Source organism: Actinomycetota bacterium, assembly GCA_005888325.1.
Taxonomy (GTDB): Bacteria; Actinomycetota; Acidimicrobiia; order Acidimicrobiales; family AC-14; genus AC-14.
The window spans coordinates 53298-76997 of record VAWU01000061.1 but is presented as its reverse complement, the minus strand read 5'-3'; the positions used below and the strand labels follow the sequence as shown (position 1 = coordinate 76997).

General features: G+C 71.4%; 19 protein-coding genes and 2 pseudogenes (2 of these 21 running past the window's edge). 9 read left to right on the top strand and 12 right to left on the bottom strand.

What is annotated here, in order from left to right:
* The 5 genes and pseudogenes from E6G06_17630 to E6G06_17610 form a co-directional block, all read left to right on the top strand.
* Positions 1-487: pseudogene (locus tag E6G06_17630) on the top strand (hypothetical protein) (it extends 1388 nt beyond the left edge of the window).
* The gene (locus E6G06_17625) at positions 310-900 is read left to right on the top strand and encodes an ABC transporter permease (GenBank protein TML87714.1); all 591 of its coding nucleotides are present in this window, start codon (positions 310-312) and stop codon (positions 898-900) included. The pseudogene E6G06_17630 and the gene E6G06_17625 overlap by 178 nt, the downstream one beginning before the upstream one ends.
* Positions 901-1407: 507 nt before the next feature.
* Positions 1408-2337 carry an NADP-dependent oxidoreductase gene (locus E6G06_17620; protein TML87713.1) on the top strand — a complete coding sequence of 310 codons (930 nt, stop codon included), beginning with the start codon at positions 1408-1410 and terminating at the stop codon, positions 2335-2337.
* A gap of 186 nt (positions 2338-2523) precedes the next feature.
* Positions 2524-3018: a hypothetical protein gene (locus tag E6G06_17615; protein ID TML87712.1), complete on the top strand. Its 495-nt coding sequence runs from the start codon at positions 2524-2526 to the stop codon at positions 3016-3018.
* Positions 3019-3083: 65 nt separating this feature from the next.
* The gene (locus E6G06_17610) at positions 3084-4100 is read left to right on the top strand and encodes a class I SAM-dependent methyltransferase (protein TML87711.1); all 1017 of its coding nucleotides are present in this window, start codon (positions 3084-3086) and stop codon (positions 4098-4100) included.
* 45 nt (positions 4101-4145) lie between these two features.
* On the opposite strand, the gene E6G06_17605 is transcribed toward E6G06_17610, so the two are convergent.
* The 3 genes from E6G06_17605 to E6G06_17595 are packed head-to-tail and all read right to left on the bottom strand — an operon-like array spanning position 4146 to position 7774.
* Positions 4146-5630, bottom strand: coding sequence for a leucyl aminopeptidase (locus tag E6G06_17605; GenBank protein TML87710.1), 1485 nt, complete (start codon positions 5628-5630; stop codon positions 4146-4148).
* 1 nt (position 5631) lies between these two features.
* A complete protein-coding gene (locus E6G06_17600; protein TML87709.1) occupies positions 5632-6171 on the bottom strand; it encodes a cob(I)yrinic acid a,c-diamide adenosyltransferase in 540 nt (179 codons plus the stop codon).
* 22 nt (positions 6172-6193) lie between these two features.
* A complete protein-coding gene (locus E6G06_17595) occupies positions 6194-7774 on the bottom strand; it encodes an ABC-F family ATP-binding cassette domain-containing protein (GenBank protein ID TML87721.1) in 1581 nt (526 codons plus the stop codon).
* 90 nt (positions 7775-7864) lie between these two features.
* On the opposite strand from E6G06_17595, the gene metH reads away from it, so the two are divergent.
* On the top strand, positions 7865-11305 hold the full coding sequence (metH, locus tag E6G06_17590) for a methionine synthase (protein TML87708.1): 3441 nt from the start codon (positions 7865-7867) through the stop codon (positions 11303-11305).
* 24 nt (positions 11306-11329) lie between these two features.
* On the opposite strand, the gene E6G06_17585 is transcribed toward metH, so the two are convergent.
* From E6G06_17585 to E6G06_17555, 7 genes are all read right to left on the bottom strand, one after another.
* Positions 11330-12172: a hypothetical protein gene (locus tag E6G06_17585; protein TML87707.1), complete on the bottom strand. Its 843-nt coding sequence runs from the start codon at positions 12170-12172 to the stop codon at positions 11330-11332.
* Between the two features lie 62 nt (positions 12173-12234).
* A complete protein-coding gene (locus tag E6G06_17580; GenBank protein TML87706.1) occupies positions 12235-12948 on the bottom strand; it encodes an SDR family oxidoreductase in 714 nt (237 codons plus the stop codon).
* Between the two features lie 3 nt (positions 12949-12951).
* Positions 12952-14007 carry an aminopeptidase P family protein gene (locus E6G06_17575; protein ID TML87720.1) on the bottom strand — a complete coding sequence of 352 codons (1056 nt, stop codon included), beginning with the start codon at positions 14005-14007 and terminating at the stop codon, positions 12952-12954.
* Positions 14008-14063: 56 nt separating this feature from the next.
* The gene (lipA, locus tag E6G06_17570; protein ID TML87719.1) at positions 14064-15641 is read right to left on the bottom strand and encodes a lipoyl synthase; all 1578 of its coding nucleotides are present in this window, start codon (positions 15639-15641) and stop codon (positions 14064-14066) included.
* Complete coding sequence (locus E6G06_17565; GenBank protein ID TML87705.1) at positions 15638-17095, bottom strand: 2-oxo acid dehydrogenase subunit E2; 1458 nt, start codon at positions 17093-17095, stop codon at positions 15638-15640. Before E6G06_17565 ends, lipA begins: the two co-directional genes overlap by 4 nt.
* Positions 17095-18489 (bottom strand): dihydrolipoyl dehydrogenase, encoded by a 1395-nt coding sequence (gene lpdA / locus E6G06_17560; GenBank protein ID TML87704.1) that lies wholly within the window; start codon positions 18487-18489, stop codon positions 17095-17097. The genes E6G06_17565 and lpdA overlap by 1 nt, the downstream gene beginning before the upstream one ends.
* Positions 18490-18659: 170 nt before the next feature.
* On the bottom strand, positions 18660-19016 hold the full coding sequence (locus E6G06_17555; protein TML87703.1) for a DUF2203 family protein: 357 nt from the start codon (positions 19014-19016) through the stop codon (positions 18660-18662).
* A 250-nt stretch (positions 19017-19266) separates the two neighbouring features.
* Here E6G06_17555 and E6G06_17550 point away from each other — a divergent pair, with 250 nt between their 5' ends.
* Together E6G06_17550 and thiH are read left to right on the top strand one after the other, a co-directional pair.
* Positions 19267-20040, top strand: a complete 774-nt coding sequence (locus E6G06_17550; GenBank protein TML87702.1) for a thiazole synthase — start codon at positions 19267-19269, stop codon at positions 20038-20040.
* A gap of 2 nt (positions 20041-20042) precedes the next feature.
* Positions 20043-21221 (top strand): 2-iminoacetate synthase ThiH, encoded by a 1179-nt coding sequence (gene thiH, locus E6G06_17545; GenBank protein TML87701.1) that lies wholly within the window; start codon positions 20043-20045, stop codon positions 21219-21221.
* Positions 21222-21225: 4 nt separating this feature from the next.
* Here thiH and E6G06_17540 read toward each other — a convergent pair whose 3' ends face one another.
* The gene (locus E6G06_17540) at positions 21226-22194 is read right to left on the bottom strand and encodes an aldo/keto reductase (GenBank protein ID TML87700.1); all 969 of its coding nucleotides are present in this window, start codon (positions 22192-22194) and stop codon (positions 21226-21228) included.
* 38 nt (positions 22195-22232) lie between these two features.
* A complete protein-coding gene (locus tag E6G06_17535) occupies positions 22233-23000 on the bottom strand; it encodes an SDR family NAD(P)-dependent oxidoreductase (GenBank protein TML87699.1) in 768 nt (255 codons plus the stop codon).
* Between the two features lie 80 nt (positions 23001-23080).
* On the opposite strand from E6G06_17535, the pseudogene E6G06_17530 reads away from it, so the two are divergent.
* Positions 23081-23700, top strand: a pseudogene (locus E6G06_17530) (DUF2330 domain-containing protein) (it continues 421 nt past the right edge of the window).

The following is a 23700-nucleotide window of genomic DNA, read 5'->3' as shown; positions in this document are numbered from 1 at the left end:
TTACTCGGCGATCGCCATTCTGGCCGGTGCCGGTCAAGGGAACCTCTACATCGACGGCGTGCCGCTCGACACCGTCCTCGCCATCGACCCGCTGAAGGGAGCTGTCTACCCACCCCTGCTCGAGGGACGTCCCCCGCGGGCCGCCCGCGAGATCGTGCTCGGAAGCCACACCCTGCATCGACTCCACCGACGGGTGGGCCAGACCGTGCAGGTGGCGACTCCGACCGGCCCGCTCGCGCTGCGCATCGTCGGGCGCATGATCGCGCCGTCGATCGGCGATCTCTTCACCAACGCACTGGGCGACGGGGGATGGGTCTCCGGCACCTTCGCGCGCCAGGTGTCGGCAGCGACCCCGAGCTCGAACGGTCTGCCTCCTATCGTCTTCGTGCTGTTCGCCGTGCGCTATGCCCACGGCGCGTCACCGCAGGAGGCCTTTGCCAGTCTCCGGCACGACTTCGGCCCGAGCTGCCCGCCGAGGACGTCGTGAATCTCCAAAGCGTCGACCGCTTGCCCCTCGTGCTCGCCGGACTGGTAGTGCTCTTGGGCGCGGCGACCGTCGGCGACGCGCTCGTCAGCGCGGTGCGTCGCCGCAGGCGGGACCTGGCCATCTTGAAGACGATGGGTTTCGTGCGCCGACAGGTGGCGGCAGTGGTGGCCTGGCAGGCGACGTCGTTCTGCGTGGTGGCCATAGCGGTCGGGATCCCGCTCGGCGTGCTCGGAGGCCGATGGGCATGGAGCCTCGTGTCCTCGGCGATCGGGGCAGCCTCTCCGTCCGTGGTGCCGACGAAGGTCATCGCGCTCATGGTCCCGGCGACGCTGGCGGTCGGCAACCTGATCGCGGTGTTGCCAGGCTGGGCAGCGGCCCGTGTCGCGCCTGCAGCCGTGATGCGAAACGAGTAAGGCCGCGGCGCTGCCCCCGAACCTCTCGATCGCATCGGTGCGGTGCCGCGAGATTGCACACGCCGCCGGCCGGTACCTGCCCGGACGATGACGTCCATACCGATCTGCCGCAGTGGAGGGCGTGATCTGGCGCGGCATCACCGACTACCGGGCGACGGTGACCTCGCTCGACGTCCGGTCCGCCCCCGGGACGTGCTGCCAATCGCGAGCAGGAGCCTCCGGCGCCGGCAGTTGACCGCGACCGAGCTGCCGTTCCGCGCCCCCCCAAGCTGACGATCGAGTTGACCACTCGGCCCCGCCAACACGGGGACAAATAGTCGCAGTCGGCGACGGGCGGCAACCAGAGAGTGACCGCTCGTACTGGCTCGGATGCCGTACTCGGCCCACCGAGTTAGCGCATCCCAGCAGGGCCGGTTCGGAGCGAGCCCGAGTCGTGCGCAGGGATCGACGGTGGCGACACAGAGCGGGCATTGTGTACGCGGCCAGCGCGGTACTGAGGAGGGCTGCATGAGAGCCATCGCCATCGACGACTTCGGGGCTCCGCCCGCCCTACACGACCTGCCTGTTCCCCAGCCCGTCGCGGGCGAGGTACTCGTCCGAGTCCAGGCCAGCTCGGTCAACGGCTTCGACCTCTCGGTCGCCAAGGGCTACCTCAAGGATGCGATGGAGCATCGCTTCCCCGTCGTGCTCGGCAAGGACTTCGCCGGGACGGTCGAGGCGACCGGCCCCGGTGTGGAGACGCTCCAGGTGGGCGACGCGGTGTTTGGCGTGGTGATGAAGCCCGAGCTGGGCGACGGTGCCTTCGGTGAATATGTCACCGCGCCTGCCGCCTTCATTGCCAAGGTCCCAGCGGGGCTCGAGGTCGCACGCGCCGGCGCGCTCGGGCTCGCGGGGACCGCCGCGCTCGACGCCGTCGACGCGATCGCTCCGAACTCGGGTGAGACCGTGCTGGTCTCCGGCGCCACCGGCGGGGTCGGAGCGTTTGCGGTGCAGCTCCTCCGAGCTCGCGGCATCGACGTAATCGCGACCGCAAGCTCCGACGAGAAGGAAGCGTTCGTTCGAGACCTCGGTGCCGGCAATGTCGTCGACTACCGCGGTGACCTTGCTGCTGTCGTCACCGCCATCAGGCCGGATGGCCCAGACGCAGCCCTTCACCTCGCTGGCGACGGCGCAGCGCTCGCGACCCTGTGCGCTCCTGGCGGCCGCGTCGCTTCCACGCTCGGGCTCAGCCCCGATTCGGTCGCCGACGCCGAGGTGCAGATCATTCCCGTCATGGCGGCGCCTACTACCGAGACGCTCGATCGGCTCGCCGCCGCAGTCCTCGACGGAACGCTCGCCGTCCCGATCGCACGGACCTATGCGCTCGCGGACGTGCCCCAGGCCTTCGCCGACTTCGCTGGCGGCACCCTCGGCAAGCTCGCCGTCACCGTCGACTGACCCCGCTCCCGAAGCATGCAGGACCCCCAACGCGCCATACCTACAGTCCGCGCCCCCCAAGCTGAGGATCGAGTCATCCACTCCGACAGCACGGGGACGAACAGTCGCAGTCGGCGACGGGCGGCAACCAGAGAGTGACCCGTTCGTACTGGCTCTGATGCCGTACTCGGCCCGTCGACCACGTGGTTGCTGCGCCGCCTGGCCGCGGGCCTCGAGGCGAGCCCGGCGGGTTTCGACCTCCCCCTCGCCGACACCGCTCGCGCCCGCGGCCTGGGCGACAAGGGCGGACGCCACTCACCGTTCATGCGGGCACTCGCACGCGTCTGTCAGTTCGACCTGGCCCAGATGCACAGCGACGGCGAGCTCGAGGTCCGGCGCCGGCTGCCGCCGCTCAACCGACGTCAGCTCCTGCGCCTGCCGACCACGCTGCAGGATTCGCACCAGCGCTGGCAGGACGAGCAGCTCCACACGCCGCGCGCCGAGCAGCTCCGCGTCCGGGCCCGCCGCCTCGCCCTGAGCCTCGTCGAGCTGGGCGAGGACGCCGAGGGAACCGAGCGTCAGCTCATCCGGTGGAAGTTCCATCCGGTGCTGTGCCGCGAGGCGGCGGCCTGGGCGTGGGACCGTCACCGTCAAGCGCTCGCCGCGCTGGAGCAGCCCGACCCGCCGGACGACGCCGCGTGATCACCCGCTACGACACGAAGGCAAGGGCGCCACCCTGACTCGGCGCGGGGGTAGCGTCGGCGATCGTGTCGCGCTTCGAGCCGTGGCCCCGGCCGATGGATGAGGCCCGTCGCCAGTTGGCCCGCCATCTCGTCGGCACGGGCATCGAGGTCGGGCCCGGCCACCAGCCGTTCCCGATCGCCTTCCCCGGCGTCACCATCCGCTACTTCGACCGCTGGCAACCGGACGAGAGCCGCGCCCTGTACCCCGAGCTCGACGGCGCCGAGTTCCCCGCGCCCGACGTGGTGGGCGACCTCGACCGCGACCGCCTGTCGCCCCTCGCGGACGAGAGCGAGGATTTCGTCATCGCCAGCCACGTGCTCGAACATGTGGCCGAGCCGCTCGGGCTCCTGGACGACATCCATCGGGTCCTGCGCCCGGGGGGCCTCGCACTCGTGCTCCTGCCCGACCGGCGGCGCACGTTCGACCGGGCGCGCCCGCCGACGCCCCTCGCCCACCTCGTCGAGGAACACCGCAGGGGCGTCACCGAGGTCGACGACGACCACATGGTCGAGTTCCTCACCCAGACCGGCGAGGGCGCGTCGTACACCGGGATCCCGTTCGAGACCGACGGTGAGCGGGCTGCGTGGTTCGATTGGCACCGCAAGCGATCCATCCACGTGCATTGCTGGACCGAAGACGAGTTTCTCGAGGTGTTGTTGCACGCGATCGCCACGATGGGCCACCGGTGGGAGTTCGTGGACGGCATCATCGCCGACGACGAGGGTGAGCACGGCATCGAGTTCGGCTATGTGCTTCGCAGGTCGACGCTGGCCTTCGATCCGAGCGAGCTCGCCGAACGCTTCGACGCAACGTGGCGCGCCTGGTGCGCCGAGCGCCGTGCCCTCCACACCCGCTGGGACGAAGCGGATCAGCGCCTGACGTCGTGCTCGACGGACATCGCCACCCTACAGACGCAGGTCGCGGAGCTCGAAGCCGTCGTCGCGCATCAGGATCGCCGTCTGGCCGTGTTCCGGCGGAGCCCGCTCTATCCCGTCCTCCGCCTGGCACAACGAGCCCGGCGCACTCGCTTCTTGTCGTAGCCGGCCGTCCTCAGGACGGTTGCGTACGACAAGAACGCGGAGCGGTCAGTCGGGCTCGGCGAACTCCAACACCGTCTCGACGAGGGTGCGCACGCCGAAGCCGGTGCCGCCCTTGGCGACGTAACCGTCGTCCGAATCCGCGCGCGCCGGGCCCGCGATGTCGAGGTGCACCCACGGGGTGTCGCCGACGAACTCCTGCAGGAACAACCCGGCGGTCAGCGCGCCGCCGTAGCGGCCGGACCCGGTGTTCTTGATGTCGGCCACATCGCTGTCGATGTCCTTGCGGTACTCCGTCGGCAGCGGCAGGTGCCACACCGCTTCGCCGGCCCGCTCCGCAGCCGCGCCCACGCGGTCGATCAGCGCGTCGTCGTTGCCCATGAGCCCGGCGATGGTGCGACCCAGCGCCACCATGCAGGCACCGGTGAGGGTGGCCAGGTCGATGACCGCGTCGACGCCGGCCTCGACCGCGAGCGACAGGCCGTCGGCCAGCACGAGACGTCCCTCGGCGTCGGTGTTCAGCACCTCCACGGTCTTGCCGTTGCGGATCTTGAGCACGTCGCCCGGTTTGATCGCCGATCCGCTCGGCATGTTCTCGGTCGTCGGCACGATCCCGACGACCTTCACGGCGGGTTCGAGCGACGGCAGCACCGACATGGCCGCCAACACCGCGGCGCCGCCACCCATGTCTGTCTTCATGGTCTCCATGCCGTCGGCGGTCTTGAGCGACAGACCTCCAGAGTCGAACGTGATGCCCTTGCCCACGAGCGCGAGCGTCGGCACCCGACGCTTCGAGGCGCGGCCGTCGGAACGGAGCGCACGAGGCGGCTCGTACACCAGCTCGATGAGCCGCGGCGGCTCTTCGCTGCCGCGCGCCACGCCCTGCAGACCGCCGAGGCCCATGTTGGCGATCTCCACCTCGTCGAGGACGGTGAGGGTGAGGCCCTCGCGCTCCGCGATCTCGCCCGCGACGTGAGCCAGACGCCGAGGTGTCATCGCACCCGCGGGCTCGTTGACGAGATCGCGCGCGAGCGCCACCGCGGCTGCGATGCGCTCGCCGCGCGCGACGCCGCGCTTCGCGGCCGCGCCCCGGCCGATGACAGTGACCGACTCCACCCGGCAGGGCTTGGCTTCGCGCTTGTAGACGCTGAACCGGTACGACGCCAACGCCGCGCCTTCGGCGATCGCCTGTGCCGCGTGGCCCTTCTCCAGCCCGCGCGGCGCAGCGTCGAGCAGCGTGGTGGCAACGCGCTTGTCGTGCCACGCCGCCTTCACGAGCGCGGCAGCCGCGCGGCGCAGCCCGTCGAGCGTCACCTCGTTGGCCTCCCCCAGGCCCACCGCGATCACCGTGTGGTCACGGCCGGGCAGCGCGCAGGTCTGCCCCAACTTCCCCTCGAAGCCGCGTTCGGCCAGGTAGCCGCGGTCGAGCGGGCGGGTGGCGCCCTTCGGCAGGCGCCGGCCCGCGAACACGGGGACGCCGAGCACCTGGGTGTCGGCGGGAACGTCGGTGTCGACGGAGCAGGCGATCGCCACGTCAGGTCCTCTCTCGGGTGGGCAACGAATGCTCCTCCTGCCCCCGCGCCATGGTCCAGAGCAGGTCGGACAAGCGGTTCAGGTACGCGACGACATGCGATCCGTCGGAGACGACGTCGACGCAGTGGCGCTCGGCCCGCCGCACGACGGTGCGCGCGAGGTCGAGCAGCGCGGCCGTGCGGTTCTGGCCGGGTACGACGAACTCGGTCGGTGGCTCGAAGCGCACGGTGAGGTCGTCGATCACCGGCTCGAGGGCGGCGACCATCTCCGCGGTGACGAGCGATGTGCCCGGCTCGAGCTTGTGCAGGTTGTCGGGCGCGGTCGCCAGCTCGGCCATCAGCACCCAGAGGTCGCGCTCGAGGCGGATCAGCAGCTCGTCGAGCTCGGACCCGCGCGCGCACTCGGCCCGCGCCAGCCCCAACACCGCCTGGGCCTCGTCGACCTCGCCGTACGCGGCGGGCCGGGGCGAGCTCTTGCGGACGCGTCCCCCGAACAGCAGGCCGGTGGTGCCGTCGTCGCCCTTCCGCGTGTAGATCCTCATGTCTCGCGATGGGTGAGGGTGGTCACAGCTCGATGCTCCTCGTGATGCGCACGGCGTCGAGCAGCCAGCGGTCGTGCGTCACCAGGAGGAGCGTACCTTCGTAGCTGTCGAGCGCCTCCTCCAGCTGTTCGATGGCCGCCAGGTCGAGGTGGTTGGTGGGCTCGTCGAGCACCAGGCAGTTCACGCCCTGAGCCATCAGCATCGCGAGGAGCGCACGGCTCCGCTCGCCCGGGGACAGCCGCTCGCCCGCCCGGAGGACGTGGTCGGGCCCGAGCGCGAACTTGGCGAGCAGCGACCGGGCCTCGTCGACCGCGTAGCCCGTGCGCGCCAGGAAGATGTCGAGCACGGTGCCCGCGCCCGCGAACAGGCCGCGGCCCTGGTCCATCTCGCCGACGACGACGCCCGGCCCGACGTGACGACGCCCCTCGGCCAGCGGGAGGCGACCCAGCAGGGCCTGGAGCAGCGTGGTCTTGCCGCTGCCGTTGGGCCCGAGCACGGCGACGCGTTCCTGCCAGCGGACCTCGAGGTCGATCGGCCCCAGCCGGAAGCCGGGGTGCTCCGGGCTCCCCTCGCCCCGCTGGATCACCGCGCCTTCCAGGCGGGCGACGACATCGCCGCTGCGCGCCTTTGGCGCCAACGTCACGTGCAGCTGCCAACCCTCCCACGGCTTCTCGACCGCCTCGAGCTGCGCCAGCTTCTTCTCGGTCGCGCGGACCTTCGACGCCTGCTTCTCGGTGCGATTGACGAAGAAGTCGCGTTGGGCCTTGTCGGGGTCGCGCGGCTTCTTCTTGGTGCGCCGCGCGCCTTCCTCCGCCCACGCCCGTTGCGTGCGCGCCCGGTCGACGAGACGCGCGCGCTCCGACCGGTACTTCTCGTGCGCCTCGTACTGCTGGCTGCGCGCCAGCTCGCGCGCCGCCACGTACTCGCTCCAACCACCTGCGAACTCCGTCGCCCGGTGCGTCTCCTCACCGATCTCCACGATGCGATCGACCGCGCGGTCGAGGAAGGCGCGGTCGTGGGAGACGACGACCACCGCGCCGACCAGTCCGGTCACAAAGCGCTCGAGCCGGTCGAGGCCGGCGAAGTCGAGGTTGTTGGTGGGCTCGTCGAGCAGGAAGACGTCGAAGCGCGCGAGCAGGATGGCGGCCAGCGCGGCGCGGGCGGCCTGACCGCCCGACAACGCACCCATCTCGACGCCCAGGCGGTCGTCGGCGAGGCCCACGTCGGCACACACCGCGCCGGCCCGCGCCTCGAGGTCGTCTCCACCCAGGGCGAGGAAGCGCTCGAGCGCCTCGGTGTACGCGTCGACGAGCGAAGGGTCGTGGTTCATCTCCGCCGTCAGCCGGTCGAGGTCGGCGCCGGCCGCGGCCACGCCCGTCCGCCGGGCGAGGTAGGAGACCAACGACTCGCCCGGGCGGGCGTCGGGCTCCTGCGGCAGATAGCCCACCGTCAGCGCCGCGGGGGCGCGCTCGACCCGCCCCTCGTCGGGGGCTTCGAGGCCGGCCAGGATGCGCAGCAGGGTCGATTTGCCGATGCCGTTCGGGCCCACGACACCGATGCGGCTGCGGGGCCCCACAGACAGCGAGACCTGGTCGAGGACCAGCTGCGCGCCCCGGTGACGCGAGACGCGGCTCGCCGTGAGCACGCCAAACCGTAGAGGGCAACTGCGGCCGGCCCACTACGCTTTTTCCCGATGGGATCCAGCAGCTTCCTCGACGCCGTGCGTGAACGCGTCGTGATCTACGACGGCGCCACCGGCACGACGTTGCAGGCACGCGACCTCAGCGCCGACGACTTCGGGGGCCCGTCGCTCGAGGGTTGCAACGAGGTCCTGGTCGACACCCGGCCCGACGTGGTGGCCGACTTCCACCGCGCGTTCCTTGACGTCGGCGTCGACGTGGTCGAGACCGACACGTTCGGCGGTTTCGCCACCGTGCTGGCCGAGTACCAGATCGCCGATCGGGCCTACGAGCTCAACGTCAAGGCGGCGCGCATCGCCAGGGAGGTGGCGTCGGGCTATCCGGGCAGGTGGGTGGCGGGCTCGATGGGGCCGGGCACCAAGCTCCCCTCGCTCGGCCAGATCCGCTTCGCCCCGCTGCGCGACGCGTACGAGGAGCAGGCCCGCGGGCTGCTCGATGGCGGCGTCGACCTCCTCCTCGTCGAGACCGTCTACGACCTCCTGCAGGCCAAGGCCGCGCTCGTCGGTTGCCGGCGGGCTATGGCCGCGACCGGGCGCGACGTCCCGATCCAGCTGCAGGTCACCATGGAGACCAACGGCCGCATGCTGCTGGGCACCGAGATCGGGGCCGCTCTCACCGCGCTCGAGGCGATGGGCCCCGATGTGTTCGGCCTCAACTGCGCCACCGGGCCCCGCGAAATGAACGAGCACCTTCGCCACCTGTCGCAGCACTCGCGGCTGCCGATCTCGTGCCTGCCGAACGCGGGTCTGCCTTCGGTGGTCGACGGGCGCACGCACTACGACCTCACGCCCGACGAGCTGGCCGATTTCCAAACCCGCTTCATCACCGATCTCGGCGTGTCGGTGGTGGGCGGTTGCTGCGGCACCACGCCCGAGCATCTGAGCCGGGTGGTCGAGCGTTGCCGCGACCTCACACCGGCCCGTCGCGAGCCGGCGCACGAGCCCGGCGCGGCATCGATCTACAGCGCGGTGCCGTTCGCCCAGGAGACGTCGTTCCTCGTCGTCGGCGAGCGCACCAACGCCAACGGCTCGAGGAAGTTCCGCGACGCGATGCTGGAAGCCGACTGGGACGGTTGCGTGCAGATGGCGCGTGAGCAGTTGAAGGAAGGCGCCCACGTGCTCGACGTGTGCGTCGACTACGTCGGCCGCGACGGCACCGCCGACATGGACGAGATCGCGTCACGCTTCGCCACCCAGGCCAGCGTCCCGCTGGTGATGGACTCCACCGAGCCCCAGGTGATGGAGGCGGGGCTCCAGTGGATCGGCGGCCGTGCCATCCTCAACTCCGCCAACCTGGAGGACGGCGAGGCGCCCGGCTCGCGGCTCGACCGGGTGATGAAGCTCGCCCGCGAGTACGGGGCGGCCGTCATCTGCCTGCTCATCGATGAGGAGGGCCAGGCGCGCGACGTCGAGTGGAAGCTGCGCGTCGCCCACCGCATCCACGACCTCGCGATCAACCGTTACGGCCTGTCACCCGGCGACATCATCTTCGACGCGCTCACCTTCCCGCTCTCGACGGGCGACGACGACCTGCGGGCCGACGCGATGGCAACCATCGAGGCGATCCGCCGCATCAAGGCCGAGCTGCCCGGCGTGTTCACCGTGCTCGGCGTCTCCAACGTGTCGTTCGGGCTCAAACCCGCGGCCCGCCACGTCCTCAACTCTGTGTTCCTGCACGAGTGCGTGGAAGCGGGCCTCGACGCGGCGATCGTGCACGCGGCGCGCATCATGCCTCTGAACCGCATCGACGAGCACCAGCGCCAGGTCGCGCTCGACCTCGTCTACGACCGCCGGCGCGACGGCTACGACCCGCTGCAGGAGCTGCTCGCGGTCTTCGAGGGCGTCGACACCACCACCGTCGAGAAGGAGGACCGCAGCGGCTGGCCCGTCGACGAGCGGCTCAAGCACCGCATCATCGACGGCGACCGTGAAGGCCTCGAGGCCGACCTCGACAACGCGCTCACCTCGCACACCGCGCTCGAGATCGTGAACGACGTCCTGCTCGAAGGCATGAAGGTGGTGGGCGAGCTCTTCGCCTCGGGCGAGATGCAGCTTCCGTTCGTGTTGCAGTCGGCCGAATGCATGAAGACGGCCGTCGCCTACCTCGAGCCCCACATGGAGAAGGCCGACCAGGGGGGCAAGGGCCGCATCGTGCTGGGCACGGTGAAGGGCGACGTGCACGACATCGGCAAGAACCTGGTCGACATCATCCTCACCAACAACGGCTACGAGGTGTTCAACCTCGGCATCAAGGTGCCGATCGCCGACCTCATCGCCAAGGCCGAGGAGGTCAGCGCCGACGCGCTCGGCATGAGCGGGTTGCTCGTGAAGAGCACGCTGATCATGCGCGACAACCTCGAGGAGCTGAACCAGCGCGGCCTCTCGACGCTCCCGGTCCTGCTCGGCGGGGCGGCCCTCACCCGCTCGTACGTCGAACGCGACCTGCGCGGCGTGTACGAAGGCCGCGTCTTCTACGGCAAGGACGCCTTCGAGGGCCTGCGCACCATGGAGCGGCTGATGACGCTCAAGAAGGGGGCGGGGCTCGACAGCGACCCCGAGTTCGGGCGCGAGCTGACCGGCCGCGTCCTGCCGAAGCGCGAGAAGCGCGAGGTCGACGCCTCCGCACTGCCCTCACGGTCACCCGACGTCGAGACCGACAACCCCGTGTTCGTGCCGCCGTGGCTCGGCTCGCAGGTCGTGAAGGGCATCTCCATCGACGAGATCGCCGCCTACCTCAACGAGACCGCGCTGTTCCGCAACCAGTGGCAGTTCCGGCCAGAAGGCGGCGTAGAGAAGGACGACGCGTTCAAGGCCCGCATCCGGCCGATCCTGCGCGAGCAGCTGGCCCAGGCCAAGACATCGGGGGTGTTGGTGCCGCAGGTCGTCTACGGCTACTTCGCGGCGAACGGCGAGGGGAACGACGTCGTGCTCTGGAAGGACGAGAGCCGCACGGCCGAGTGGATGCGCTTTCCGTTCCCGCGCCAGACGGTGGCACCGTTCCTGTGCATCGCCGACTTCTTCCGTCCGGTCGAGAGCGGCGAGACCGACTACGCCGCCTTCCACATCGTCACCATGGGCAATGCGATCTCGGAGGCCACGGCCGAGCTGTTCGAGGCCAACCGCTATCAGGACTACCTGTTGCTGCATGGGCTCGGCGTCGAGATGGCCGAGGCCCTGGCCGAGTACTGGCACCTGCGCATCCGCCAGGAGTGGGGCTTCGCCGCGGGCCTCTTCCGCCAGCAGTACCGCGGCGGGCGCTACTCGTGGGGCTACCCGGCCTGTCCCGACCTGGAGGACAACCTCAAGGTGGCCGAGCTGCTCGAGGCCGACCGCATCGGCGTCACCGTCGCCGAGGGCTTCCAGTACCACCCCGAGCAGACCACCTCCGCCCTGATCTGCCACCACCCCAAGGCCAAGTACTTCGTCGCGCGGTAACGCGCCACGCCCCACTCCGTGGGGCTAACTCCCGGCGAGCACGGCGCGGGCCACGAGGTCGGTGCCGAAGGCGGTGAGGATGGCGAGATACAGCAGGCCGGTAGCCGCCATCACCGCCGAGTAGGCGCGTTCGCGCAGCGCCAGGCGGGTGACGACGACGAGGGCGATGGTGCTGATCGCGCACGCGAGCCAGAACCAGCCGAGGACGCCGTTGTAGCCGTCGTCGATCGAGCCTCCGAGCACCTGCACCATCCCCGGCGGCCACAGCAGCGCCGCCACCTCGAATGGCCACACGTACCCGACCCAAAGGTTGAGCTCCTCGAGCGCGCCGCGCCCGAGACCGGGCTGCACGAGGTACCAGTGACCGAGCAGCATCGCGTCGGTGACCGCGCCGAGGAAGGCGGCGCCCACGAGCGTGCGCGCGACGGCGAGCACGTCGTTGCCGCCGGCGGCGAGACCCGCCGCCACCAAACCGATGGCGCCGATCGCAGGCGCGACAAGGTCGATCATCGGTGGGAACTCGAGCGCGTCCGGGTCGCGGCGCTCGGCGACGCGTGCACCGACCCTGGCCGCGGTTCGCGCCTCCCGCGCCCGCTCTCCCGCAACGCCCGCCTTGCGACGGACGACCGACACCCCGAGCGCGCCGAGCGCGCTCACGGCGACGAGCCCGGCGCAGACATCGCGGACCGCGACCGGCTGAAGCGCCTGCCCCGCGGCAACGCCTCCGGCGGCCAGCGTCGCGTAGACACCTCGCAACAGCCAGCCGTAGCCGATGCCGACCTGGCGCCGGCGGGTCGTGACCCACAGGAAGAGCAGGCCGCCGGTCGCCCACTGCAGGAGCACGGTCGCGGCGTCGAGACGGATCATCCGACCTTCACCTTCGCAGGTGCGGAGGTCACCTGCGGAGCTCTCGCCGAAGCGGGACCGCGCTACAGCAGACCGAGGATCGCGGCCCCGTCGACCGGGAGCGCCACCCCGCTGACGAAGCGGGTCGGTTCGGAGCACAGGAACGCGACGATGCGGCCGAAGTCGGCGGGGTCGCCGTGCACCCCCAAACCGCCGAGCTGCTTCATGCGGTCGGTCGCGTGCGGACCGGGGCACGCCAGGTTGAGCGTGATGCCGTCGGCGAAGAGGTCGGCCGACGCGGTCTTGGCCCACGCCCACAGGCCCGTGCGCGCGACGTTGGACAGCGCGAGCGTGGGGATGGGCTGCTTGACCGAGTACGAGGTGATGAGGCAGATCCGGCCCCAACCGCTCGCATGCATGTGCGGGACCGCGCTGCGCACGAGCCGCACCGAGGTGAGCAGGTTGGCCTCGACCGCGGCGCGCACCGCGTCGTCGTCGACGTCGAGGGCGCGACCCGGCGGTGGGCCGCCCGCGTTGGCGACCAGGATGTCGAGCCCCCCGAAGCGCTCGACCGCGGCGTCGACCAGTTGCCGAGGCACCTCGGGTCGGGTGACGTCGGCCACCACCGCGTGCACGTCACCGGGCATCCCCGCCGCGGCCTCCTTCAGCGCGTCCTCGCCGCGGGCGCAGATGACGACACTCGCCCCCTCCTCGCTCAGGGCCTGGGCGCTCGCCCGACCCAGGCCCTTCGAGGCGGCCGTGACCAGCGCGACCTTCCCGGCGATACCGAGCTCCACCCGCTACGCCTCCACCACGGCCAGGCCGTGGTCGACCCCGTTGATCGCCTCCGGACCGGCGGCGGTGGCCACCACGATGTCCTCGAGGCGCGCGCCCCATCGACCTTCGAGATAGATGCCGGGCTCAACCGAGAACGCGTGGCCCGGCGCGAGCGGCTCGCAGTTGCCACCGACCAGGTAAGGGTCCTCGTGCTCCTCCAGCCCGATGCCGTGGCCGGTGCGGTGGATGAAGTGCGGACCGTAGCCGCCGTCGTCGATGAGGCGGCGGGCGACGGCGTCGACGTCCTCGCACGGCGTGCCCACCGTGGCGGCGTCGACCGCGGCGGCCTGCGCGGCCTCGAGCACGGAGTAGAGATCGCGGTACTCCGGCGGTGGCGCTCCGGTGAACACCGTGCGCGTGATGTCGGAGCAGTAGCTGTCGAAGGTGCCGCCGAAGTCGCACACGACCGGCTCACCCGCGGCGATGACGCGCCCGCCGGCGCCGTGGTGCGGGCTGGCCGAGTTGGGCCCGCTCCCCACGATGGCGAAGTTCACGCGCTGATGACCCTCGGCCACGAGCCGGCGCCCGATGTCGCGCGACACATCGGCCTCGGTACGACCGACGAGCGCGATGTCGCCCGAAACGAGCTGCGTGGCGACGCGATCGGCGGCCGCGGCGGCTCGCCGTAGGGCGGCGACCTCCTCGTCGTCCTTCACGGCCCGGAGCGGAGCCGTGACCCTCGACGCAACCGAGAAGCGCGCGGCCGGGAGCGAGTCCTGCAGGTCGAGCACGAACGTCGCCCAGGTGCGGTCGGACACACTAAGAGACGCGCGCGACCCCACCAGGTCGGCCACCAGTCGCACCGGGTCGTCGGTCTCGTCCCACGGCAACAGCGCGAACAGCTCCTCGTCGTGCTCGACGCGCGGCGCCTCGAGGCGGGGGACGACGAGAGTGGGGCGCGCGTCGGACGGGAGCACGAGCATGGTGAGGCGCTCGAGGGGCATGGCCTCGTAGCCGGTGAGCCACGGCAGGTCGGCGCCGAGCGACAGCAGCAGGGCGTCGACCCCGAGCTCACCCATGCGCGCGCGCACACGCTCGACGCGGGCCGCGCGCGCCCCCTCTCGCACTGGGCGGCTCACGCGTCGACCCCCGACAAGAGCACGGAGGACGGTTGGCGCCCTGCGGCGTCCGCGGCTTGCCGGGCGTGGTAGCTCGAGCGCGTCAGAGGCGATGCCTGCACGTGCGCGAAGCCCAAGCTCTCACCGAAGCGTCGCAGCTCGTCGAACTCCTCGGGGCGCCACCAGCGGTCGACGGGCAGGTGGTGCGCGGTGGGACGCAGGTACTGCCCGAGGGTGACGATGTCGACGCCGACGTTGCGCAGGTCGACGAGGGCCCCGCGCACCTCGTCGGGGCGCTCGCCCATGCCGAGGATCAGGCCCGACTTGGTGACGAGCCCGGCGGCCGCCGCCCGCCCGAGGACGGCCAGGCTGCGGGCGTAGGACGCCGACGGCCGGACCGCGCGCTGCAGGCGTGCGACCGTCTCCAGGTTGTGGTTCAACACGTCGGGCCGCGCCGCGAAGATCACATCGAGGGCGGCCGGCTCACCCTTGCAGTCGGGGACAAGCACCTCGATCGTGGTGCCCGGCGTGCGCCTGCGAACGGCCCGAATCACCTGGGCGAACCCCTCGGCGCCACCGTCGGGCAGGTCGTCGCGCGCCACGGCCGTCACCACCGCGTGAGCGAGACCCATGCGCGCCACCGCCTCCGCCACGTGTTCGGGCTCGAGCGGGTCGAGCGGCCCCGGGCGGCGCGTGTCGACGAGGCAGAACCCGCACGCGCGCGTGCACCGGTCGCCGTTGATCATGAACGTGGCGGTCCCGTCGTTCCAACACTCGAAGATGTTGGGGCAGCCCGCCTCCTCGCACACGGTGACGAGGTCGAGGCCCCGCATGGTCCGCCGGACGCTTCGGAACTCGGGTCCCATGTTCGCCTTCACCCGCAACCACGGGGGCTTGCGCGTCTCGATCGACAACGCCGACGGGTTGACGCGGGCGTCGCCGGCCGTCGCCGACACGTCGTGGCGCTCGACCGGGCCCCATCGCTGTGCGGCCCGCGCGATGACGGCGTCGACGACCTCGCGCATGGTCACGTCGACTCCCTCCGCCGCGAGCGACGTCACCTCCCTGTCGTGGATGCCACACGGCACGATGTACCGGAACATCGAGAGGTCGGGGTCGACGTTCAGCGCGAAGCCGTGCATCGAGCGGCCGCGTGTGAGCCTCACACCGATGGCGCAGATCTTGCGCGGCGGGCGCGCTCCGTCGAGGACCCACACCCCGGGATAGCCCTCGGCGCGGCCCGCATGCGGCAGGCCGAGATCGGTGAGGACGTCGATCACGAGCTGCTCCACGCCATGCACGTAGCGCGGCGTGGCGTCGGGGCCCATGGGCACACCGAGGATCGGGTAGCCGACCAGCTGGCCGGGGCCGTGGTACGTCACGTCGCCACCGCGATCGGTCTCGACCAGCTCGGCCCCCACCGACGCGGGCGGCACGAGCACATGGTCGAGCGAGGCGCGCACGCCGAGCGTGTAGACGTGCGGGTGCTCGAGGAGGAGCAGGTAGTCGTCCGCGTGCTCGAACAGGGCGTGCTGGAGCGCGTGCGCGTCGCGGTAGCGCACGCGTCCGAGCCAGCGCGCGTGCAGCACGCTCAGAGCTCCTGTGACCAGTCGCGCGTCTCGATGATGTCGCGGCACTTGGCCAGGAACGCCGACGCGTAGGCGCCGTCGTTGGCCCGATGGTCGAAGGTGAGCGCGAGCATCCCGACCGGGTGGACGGCGATCGAGTCGGAGCCGTCCGGCAGCTCGATCGCGACGGGCTTCTTCTTCACGCCGTCGGTGGACAGGATCGCCACCTGCGGCTGGTTGATCACGGGCGCGGTGATGAACGTGCCGAACGGGCCCGGGTTGGTGATGGTGAACGTGCCGCCCGAGATGTCGTCCGCGCTCAGCTGCTTGGAGCGGGCCTTGGCGGCGAGCTCCGAGACCTCGCGGGCGATCGCCGGCATGCGCATGTCCTGGGCGTCGCGGATGACGGGCACGAGCAGGCCCTCGAAGTTGAGGTCGACCGCGATCCCGAGATGGATGCGGTGGTGGACGACGAGCGCGTCGTCGCCCACCGACGCGTTCAGCTTGGGGAACTCGTGCAGCGCGTCGACGACCGCCCGCGCGATGAACGGCAGGTAGGTGAGGCTGAACCCCTCGCGCGCCTTGAACTCGTCGCGGACGGCGCGGCGCACCCGGTCGACGCGCTCGAAGTCGACCTCGATCGCGGTGAGCACGTGCGCCGACGTGGCCTTGGACCGCACCATGTGCTCCGCGGTGCGGCGCCGGATGTTGGTGAACGGCACCGTCTCGTCGTCGGTGCCTGGGCGGGCTGCGACCGGCACCGGTCGTTCCGGCTGCGGCTGCGGTGCCGGCTGTGCCTGCGGCGCCTGCGGTGCCTGCGGTGCCGGCTGCCTCTCGGGCGCGGGCGCCGCCACCGGCGCGGGCTCCGGCGAACGGGGGACCGCGGGTGCCGGTGCGGGCGCGGCCACCCCCGACGTCGTCCCCCCCTGGTCGATGTACGCGAGCACGTCGGCGCGCGTGATGCGACCGCCCTGGCCACTGCCCTCGATCTGGCCGGGCTCGAGGTCGTGCTCCTTGAGCAGCTTGCGGACGACCGGGGACAGCACGAGATCGCCGGCCCCGTCGCCGTCGTCGTCGTCCTCGCGGGGCGGCGACGGCTCCCGGGGGCGTTCATCGGTGGCGGGCGCGGCCGGCGCGGGAGCGGGTGGAGTAGGCGCGGGAGCGGGCGCGGCGGGCGGGGCGGGCGCGGGCTCCGCGGCCGGCGACGGCTCCGCGACGGGCGCGGATGCAGCACCTCCGGAGGGGGGCGCGTCGGCGATCACGGCCAGCCGGGTGCCGACGTCGACCGTCTCGCCCTCCTGCACGAGGATCTCGGTCACGTAGCCGCCCGATGGCGACGGCACCTCGGAGTCGACCTTGTCGGTGGAGACCTCGAAGAGGACCTCGTCCTCGGCCACCTGGTCGCCCACCTGCTTGAACCACTTGGTGATGGTTCCCTCGGTGACGGTCTCCCCGAGTTGCGGCATCGTGATGTCGGCCATCAGCCGTGCAGCCCCCTTCCCGTGAGTGCCAGCACCGCTTCGCCGAAGGTCTCCGACAGCGTGGGATGCGGCTGGATGAACTGTCCCGTCTCGTCGGGCGTCGCCTCCCAGTTCACGGCGAGGTAGCCCTGTCCGAGCTGCTCGGTGACCCAGGCGCCCACCATGTGCACTCCGAGGATGGGGCCCGCCCGTCCGTCGGCTTTCTTCTCGGCGATCACCTTCACCATGCCCTCGGGCTCGCCGACGATGAGCGAGCGGCCGTTGTGCGAGTACGGCATCTTCTTGACCACGACGTCGAGACCGGCAGCGCGCGCGTCCTGCTCACTCGGTCCTGCGAACGCGACCTCGGGATGGCAGTAGATGCACCAGGGCACCCTTCCGTAGTCGACGGGCACGGCCCGCTCACCCAGGATGTCCTTGATCGCGACGATGGCCTCCGCGAAGCCGACGTGCGCCAGCTGCGGGGTCGCCACCAGGTCGCCCACCGCGTAGACGCCGTCCTCACCCGTGCGCATGAGCCCGTCGACGACCACGTAGCCACGCGGATCGACCTCGACCGCGGTGCCGGCCAGGTCGAGCCCGTCGGACAGGGGCCGTCGACCGACCGACATCACGACGGCGTCGACCGTGACCGAGTCACCGCCGAAGTGCACGGTCGTGCCGTTCCCGCTCGGCTCGTGGCCGTCGACCTTGACGCCGGTGCGCACCTCGATGCCCCGGCGCTGGAACGATCGGGCGACCACGTTGACGATGTCGTCGTCACAACCCGGCAGCAGCTTCGGCAGGACCTCGAGCAGGGTGACCTGCACGCCGAGGTCGCTCATCATCGACGCGAACTCGCAGCCGATGGCGCCGCCGCCGACGACGACGGCCGAGGACGGCAACGCGTCGAGGTCGAGCACCTCGTCGGAGGTCATCACGATGCGCCCGTCGACGTCGAAGCCGGGAAGCGTGCGCGGCACCGATCCCGACGCGAGGATCACGTGCTCGCCCTTCAGCTCGCTCCCATCGTCGACGCGCACGAGCTTGCCCCGCGTGAGCGATCCCACACCCTTGATCGTCGTGATCTTGCGCGCCTTCATCAGGCCCTGCAGGCCTTTCCAGAGCGTGTCGACCACCTTCTGCTTGCGCGCCTGGCTGGCCGCGAAGTCGAGGCCCGGCTGGTCGGCCTGCACCCCGAACTCCTTGGCGCCGGCGACGGTGCGGAACACCGTCGCGGTCTCGAGGAACTCCTTGGCTGGGATGCAGCCGCGGTGGAGGCACGTGCCGCCCACCTTCTCCTTCTCCACCACCGCGATGTTGAGCCCGGCGTTGGCGCCGTAGAGCGCCGCGGCATAGCCGCCGGGGCCGCCGCCCACCACGACGACGTCGAACTGTTCGGCCGTTGGGACCACCTCCCGGGGAGCGGGACGCGCTCAGCCTACTGAGTGATCGGGAGTACGACGCGGGGCGGCCGCCCTGCGCATCACCTGACCGGGCCGACGTAGAGCCAGAGCGCGAACGCGACCAGGATGGCGAGGCCGGTGACGAGCGCGGCCACGATGAGCTTGCGCGTCGCCATGCGCTAGCCCGGGTCCCTCGGCAGGCGCCGGCGTCCGGCGAAGCCCGCGTCGGGCAGGTGCCACCACTCGATGTCCTCCTCACCCAACCGCCAGCAGATGAGGTAGACGACGCCGTCGGGCCCGCGCGCGTGGAAGTCGATGAGGCCCGCGTGGGGGTCGCGCACGATGATGTCGCCCGCGGCCAGCTCCGCGAGCGCGTCGCCGGCGCCCTCCCCCGGCTGCTCGTCGCCGTTCGTGCTCACCTTGGCGTGGGCGTCGGCCGCCTGCTTGATGCGCTCGACGAGCTCGCGCAGCTGCGGGAGGTAGGCCCGCGCCTCCTCCACGGTCCAAAAACGAACGTCGGGATGGGGCGACGACATGAGCGGTCACAGTGTGTCAGGGACGGCGCGCGCGCTTCCTACCCGGCTTCGTGTCGCGCCGGACCACCCTCACGGTGGTCGAGCGCGACAAGAAGCGACGGTGCGACGGCCGGCGCGCGCCGAGAGCACAGGCGAGGGGTAGCCTGGGCGCGCAAACGCAGGGGAGCTCGGGGCGCCGGGCTGAGAGGCGGGCACGACCGGCCCGCGACCCTTCATCGACCAGCCTGGTAATGCAGGTAGAGGGAGCGTCGTGGCGTCAGACCCACTGGTGATCGCGGGTCGGGAGTTCACCTCCCGCCTGTTCCTCGGCACGGGGAAGTTCCCCTCCAACGCCGCCCTGGGCGGCGCGATCGAGTCGACCGGCACGCAGATGGTGACGGTCGCCCTGCGACGGGTCGACCCGACGGCCGCCGACGGCGACATCCTCGACGCGATCGACGCCGAGCGGGTCGTGCTCCTCACCAACACGAGCGGGGCGGACGACGCGGGCGAGGCGGTGCGCCTGGCCCGCCTGGCCCGGGCCGCCGGCCTGCCCGACTGGATCAAGCTGGAGATCACGCCCGAGCCTCGCTACCTGCTCCCCGACCCGGTGGAGACGTTGAAGGCAGCCGAGGTCCTCTGCGCCGAGGGCTTCACCGTGCTCCCCTACGTCAACGCCGACCCGGTGCTGTGCAAGCGGCTCGAGGAGGTCGGCTGCGCCACGGTGATGCCGCTGGGCTCGTGGATCGGCTCGAACCAGGGACTGCGCACCAAAGCCGCGCTCGAGATCATCGTCGAGCAGTCGCTCGTGCCCGTGGTCGTCGACGCCGGCATCGGCGCGCCGTCGCAGGCCGCCGAGGCCATGGAGATCGGCGCCGACGCGGTCCTCGTGAACACGGCCATCGGCACCGCGGGCGACCCCGTGGCCATGGGCGCCGCGTTCAAGCAGGCGGTGGAAGCGGGCCGCGCCGGCTTCCTCGCGGGCCTCGCGGTCGCGGGCGGGGTCGCGCAGGCGTCGTCGCCCCTCACCGGCTTCCTCTCCTGACGATGCCGTCGAGCGGCGCGACCACGAGCCCGGTGCGGCTGGAGTCGCGTCCCGACCACGTGCCGCCCGGCACCGCGGCCGCCGACGTCGTCGCGACCGACGTCGACGGGTTGCGCAGGCTCGTCGACACGGCGGGCGCGGCCGACGTCGACCGGGCGCTCCGAGCGGCGCGGCCCACCTCGGCCGACTTCGCCGCGCTGCTCTCGCGGGCCGCCGCCGATCGCATCGAGGACCTGGCGCGCCGCGCCCACGAGACCACCGTGCGCCGGTTCGGCCGCACCGTGCGCTTGTTCGCGCCGCTCTACCTCTCCAACGAGTGTGTGTCGGTGTGCACGTACTGCGGGTTCTCGGCCGACAACGAGATCGCCCGCCGCACGCTGTCACCCGCGGAGCTGCTCGACGAGGCACGGGAGTTGAAGCGACGCGGCTTCCGCCATCTGCTGCTGGTGGCAGGCGAGCACGCCCGGCTCGTGTCGAAGGACTACCTGGTCGAGTGCGTTCGCACCCTCGCCCCCGAGGTCCCGTCGCTCTCCGTCGAGGTCCAGGTGTGGGACACCGCGACCTACCGCCGCCTCGTCGAGGCCGGCTGCGAAGGGCTCGTCGTGTACCAGGAGGCCTACGACCGCTCGACCTACGCGGCCGTGCACCTCAAGGGCAAGAAGCGCAACTACGACTGGCGGCTCTCGGCACCCGACCGTGGGGCGGAGGCGGGCATGCGCCACCTCGGCATCGGCACCCTGCTCGGCCTGCACGCCGACTGGCGGGCGGAAGCGATCGCGGTCGCGACCCACGCCCGGGCTCTCGTCCGGCGATGGTGGCGTTGCGACGTCACCGTCGCGCTCCCACGTCTACGTCCCGCGGCGGGTGGGTTCGAGCCACGCGATCCCGTCGGCGACCACGAGTTCGTGCAGTTGCTGTGCGCGCTGCGGATCCTCCTGCCCGACGTCGGTCTCTCACTCTCGACGCGCGAGCCCGCCGCGTTCCGCGACGCGCTGGTGCCGCTCGGAGTGACGCAGCTCTCGGCCGGGTCGCACACCGAGCCGGGGGGTTACGCGTCCCCGAGCGACGCCGAGGCCCAGTTCGAGATCAGCGACACCCGCTCGCCCGCCGAGGTCGCGGCCATGCTGCGCGGCGCCGGTTACGACCCGGTGTGGATGGACACCATCGGGCCCCGTCGTTAGGCGCTCAGAACGGCAGGCGGTTGCGCAGGAGCTTCGGCAGCGCGGCCGCGCCCTGCACGGGATGGAAGTTGTCCGACGCCTCGGTGAGCCGGCCTACCTCGTCGGCCCCGAGCACGATGTCGGCAGCCGCCGCGTTCGACTCCAGTTGCGACACCTTGCTCGCCCCCGGGATGGCCACCACGTTGTTGTGGCTGATGACCCACGCCAACGCGACCTGCGCGGGTGTCGCGTCGTGGGCCTTCGCCACGTCGCGCAGGGCGTTGATCAGGTCGTGGGCGCGCTCGAGGTTCTCGGGCAGGAACAGCGCGTTGGAAGCACGGGCCGCGCCCTTGGGCGGGTTGGTGGCGTCGTACTTCGCCGAGAGCAGGCCCTGGCCCAGCGGGCTGTAGGCGATGACGAGCCGGTCGTTGGCCTGGGCGAACGGCACCAGCTCGCGGTCGGGCTTGCGTGCCACCAGGCTGTACTGCACCTGGTTCGACAGCACGGGCGATCCGAGCGAGCGCTCCGCCGCCTGCCACTGGGAGAGCGAGAAGTTGCTCACACCGACGTGGTCGACCACACCGGCCTTCTGCAGCCGGCGCATGCCGTCCATCTGCGGGCCGATCGGCATGACCGGGTTGGGCCAGTGGATCTGGTAGAGGTCGATGGTGTCGGTCTGCAGCCGCGCCGCGCTCCTTCGACCCCGCTGCTCGACGATCGCCGCGAGCGGCATGGCCGGAAAGACCTTGGTGGCGAGGAAGGCGTCCTTGCGGCGCTCGCCCAGGACGCGGCCGATGATCCGCTCCGACTCCCCGAAGCCGTAGATCTCCGCGGTGTCGATGAGGGTGATCCCGAGCTCGAGGGCGCGCTCCAGGATGCGGACCGCCTCCTCCCGGGCATAGTCGTCGCCGTAGCCCCACTCCCGTGACCCGAACTGCCAGGTCCCCAGGCCGATGGCGGAAAGACGTGTTCCGTTGACTTCGACAGAGCGCATGCGACGAGCCTAGGCCCGCGGCCGGCGCATCTGAAGGGCTACTTGGGGGGCATGCGGATGGCGCCGTCGAGGCGGATGACCTCGCCGTTCAGCACCGAGTTCTCGCAGACGTGGCGGACGAGCGCGGCGTACTCGGACGGCCGGCCGAACCGCTTGGGGAACGGGATGTTGGAGGCGAGCTGGCGGCGGGTCTCCTCCGGGGCCATCGCCATCATCGGCGTGTCGAACGTGCCCGGTGCGATGGTGACGACGCGGATGCCGACCGCCGAGAGGTCTCGGGCCGCGGGCAGCGTCATGCCCACCACCCCGCCCTTCGACGCGGAGTACGCGAGCTGGCCGATCTGCCCGTCGAACGCGGCGACCGACGCGGTGTTGATGATCACGCCGCGCTCGTCATCCTCGAGCGGCTCGGTGACGGCCATCGCGGACGCGGCCAGGCGCATGACGTTGAACGTCCCGATCAGGTTGACGCGGATGACGAAGTTGAACGCGTCCCAGTCGTGCGGCGAGTTGTCGCGGTTGATCACCCGGCCCGCCCAGCCCACGCCCGCGCAGCTCACCGTGACGCGCAAGGGCGCGCCCTCAGTGGCGACCTTTACCGCGGCCTGCACCTGTTCGACGTCGGCCACGTCCGCGACCGCGTACCGCGTGCCACCTCCGAGCTCGGCCGCCAGCGCCTTCGCCCTCGCCTCGTCGCGGTCGACGATGGTCACCGTCGCGCCCGCCTCGGTGAGCATGCGGACGGTGGCCTGCCCCAGGCCCGAAGCTCCACCCGTCACCAGCGCGGCTGCCCCTTGGATCTGCATGGCGCGGCACTCTACGCGTCTCTCGGGAACCAGACCGCGCCGACCGGCCGTCAAACCTCCAGCCGAACAGGAGGTGGGACATGCGCCGGGCACTCGTCGCGGTGATGGTCGTCGGAGTGGCAGTGGTGGCGGGCGCGGGACCCGCGCTCGCGTGCGGTGGGCTCATCGGCCGCAACGGCGCCGTGAACCTGGGCCGGACCACAACGCTCGCCGCGTATGCCGCCGGTGTCGAGCACTACGTGACGGCGTTCGAGTTCAACGGAGCCGGCGGTGAGTTCGGCTCCATCGTGCCGTTGCCCGGGGTGCCCACCAACGTGGAACGCGGAGGCGACTGGACCCTGCAGCGCCTGGTGCGCGAGGTCACCCCCATCGAAGCGACCAACGGCCGTGCCGACCTTCAGCTCACGGGGGCCAAGGCGGCGACGGCGCGCGAGCTGATCAACACCCGGATCGATGCGCTCGACCTCACCGTGCTCGAGGGCGGCGGCAAGGCGGTGGGCGACTGGGCGCGCGAGCACGGCTTCCTGCTGCCGCCGGACTCGCCCGAGGTGCTCGACTTCTACGCCGAGCGCAGCCCCATCTTCCTGGCCGCTCGCTTCAACGGCGCAGCCGCCGCGAGTCGGGGCACGTCCATCGGCGACGGCACGCCCATCCACCTCACGATCCCGACGCCCAACCCGTGGGTGCCCCTGCGCATCCT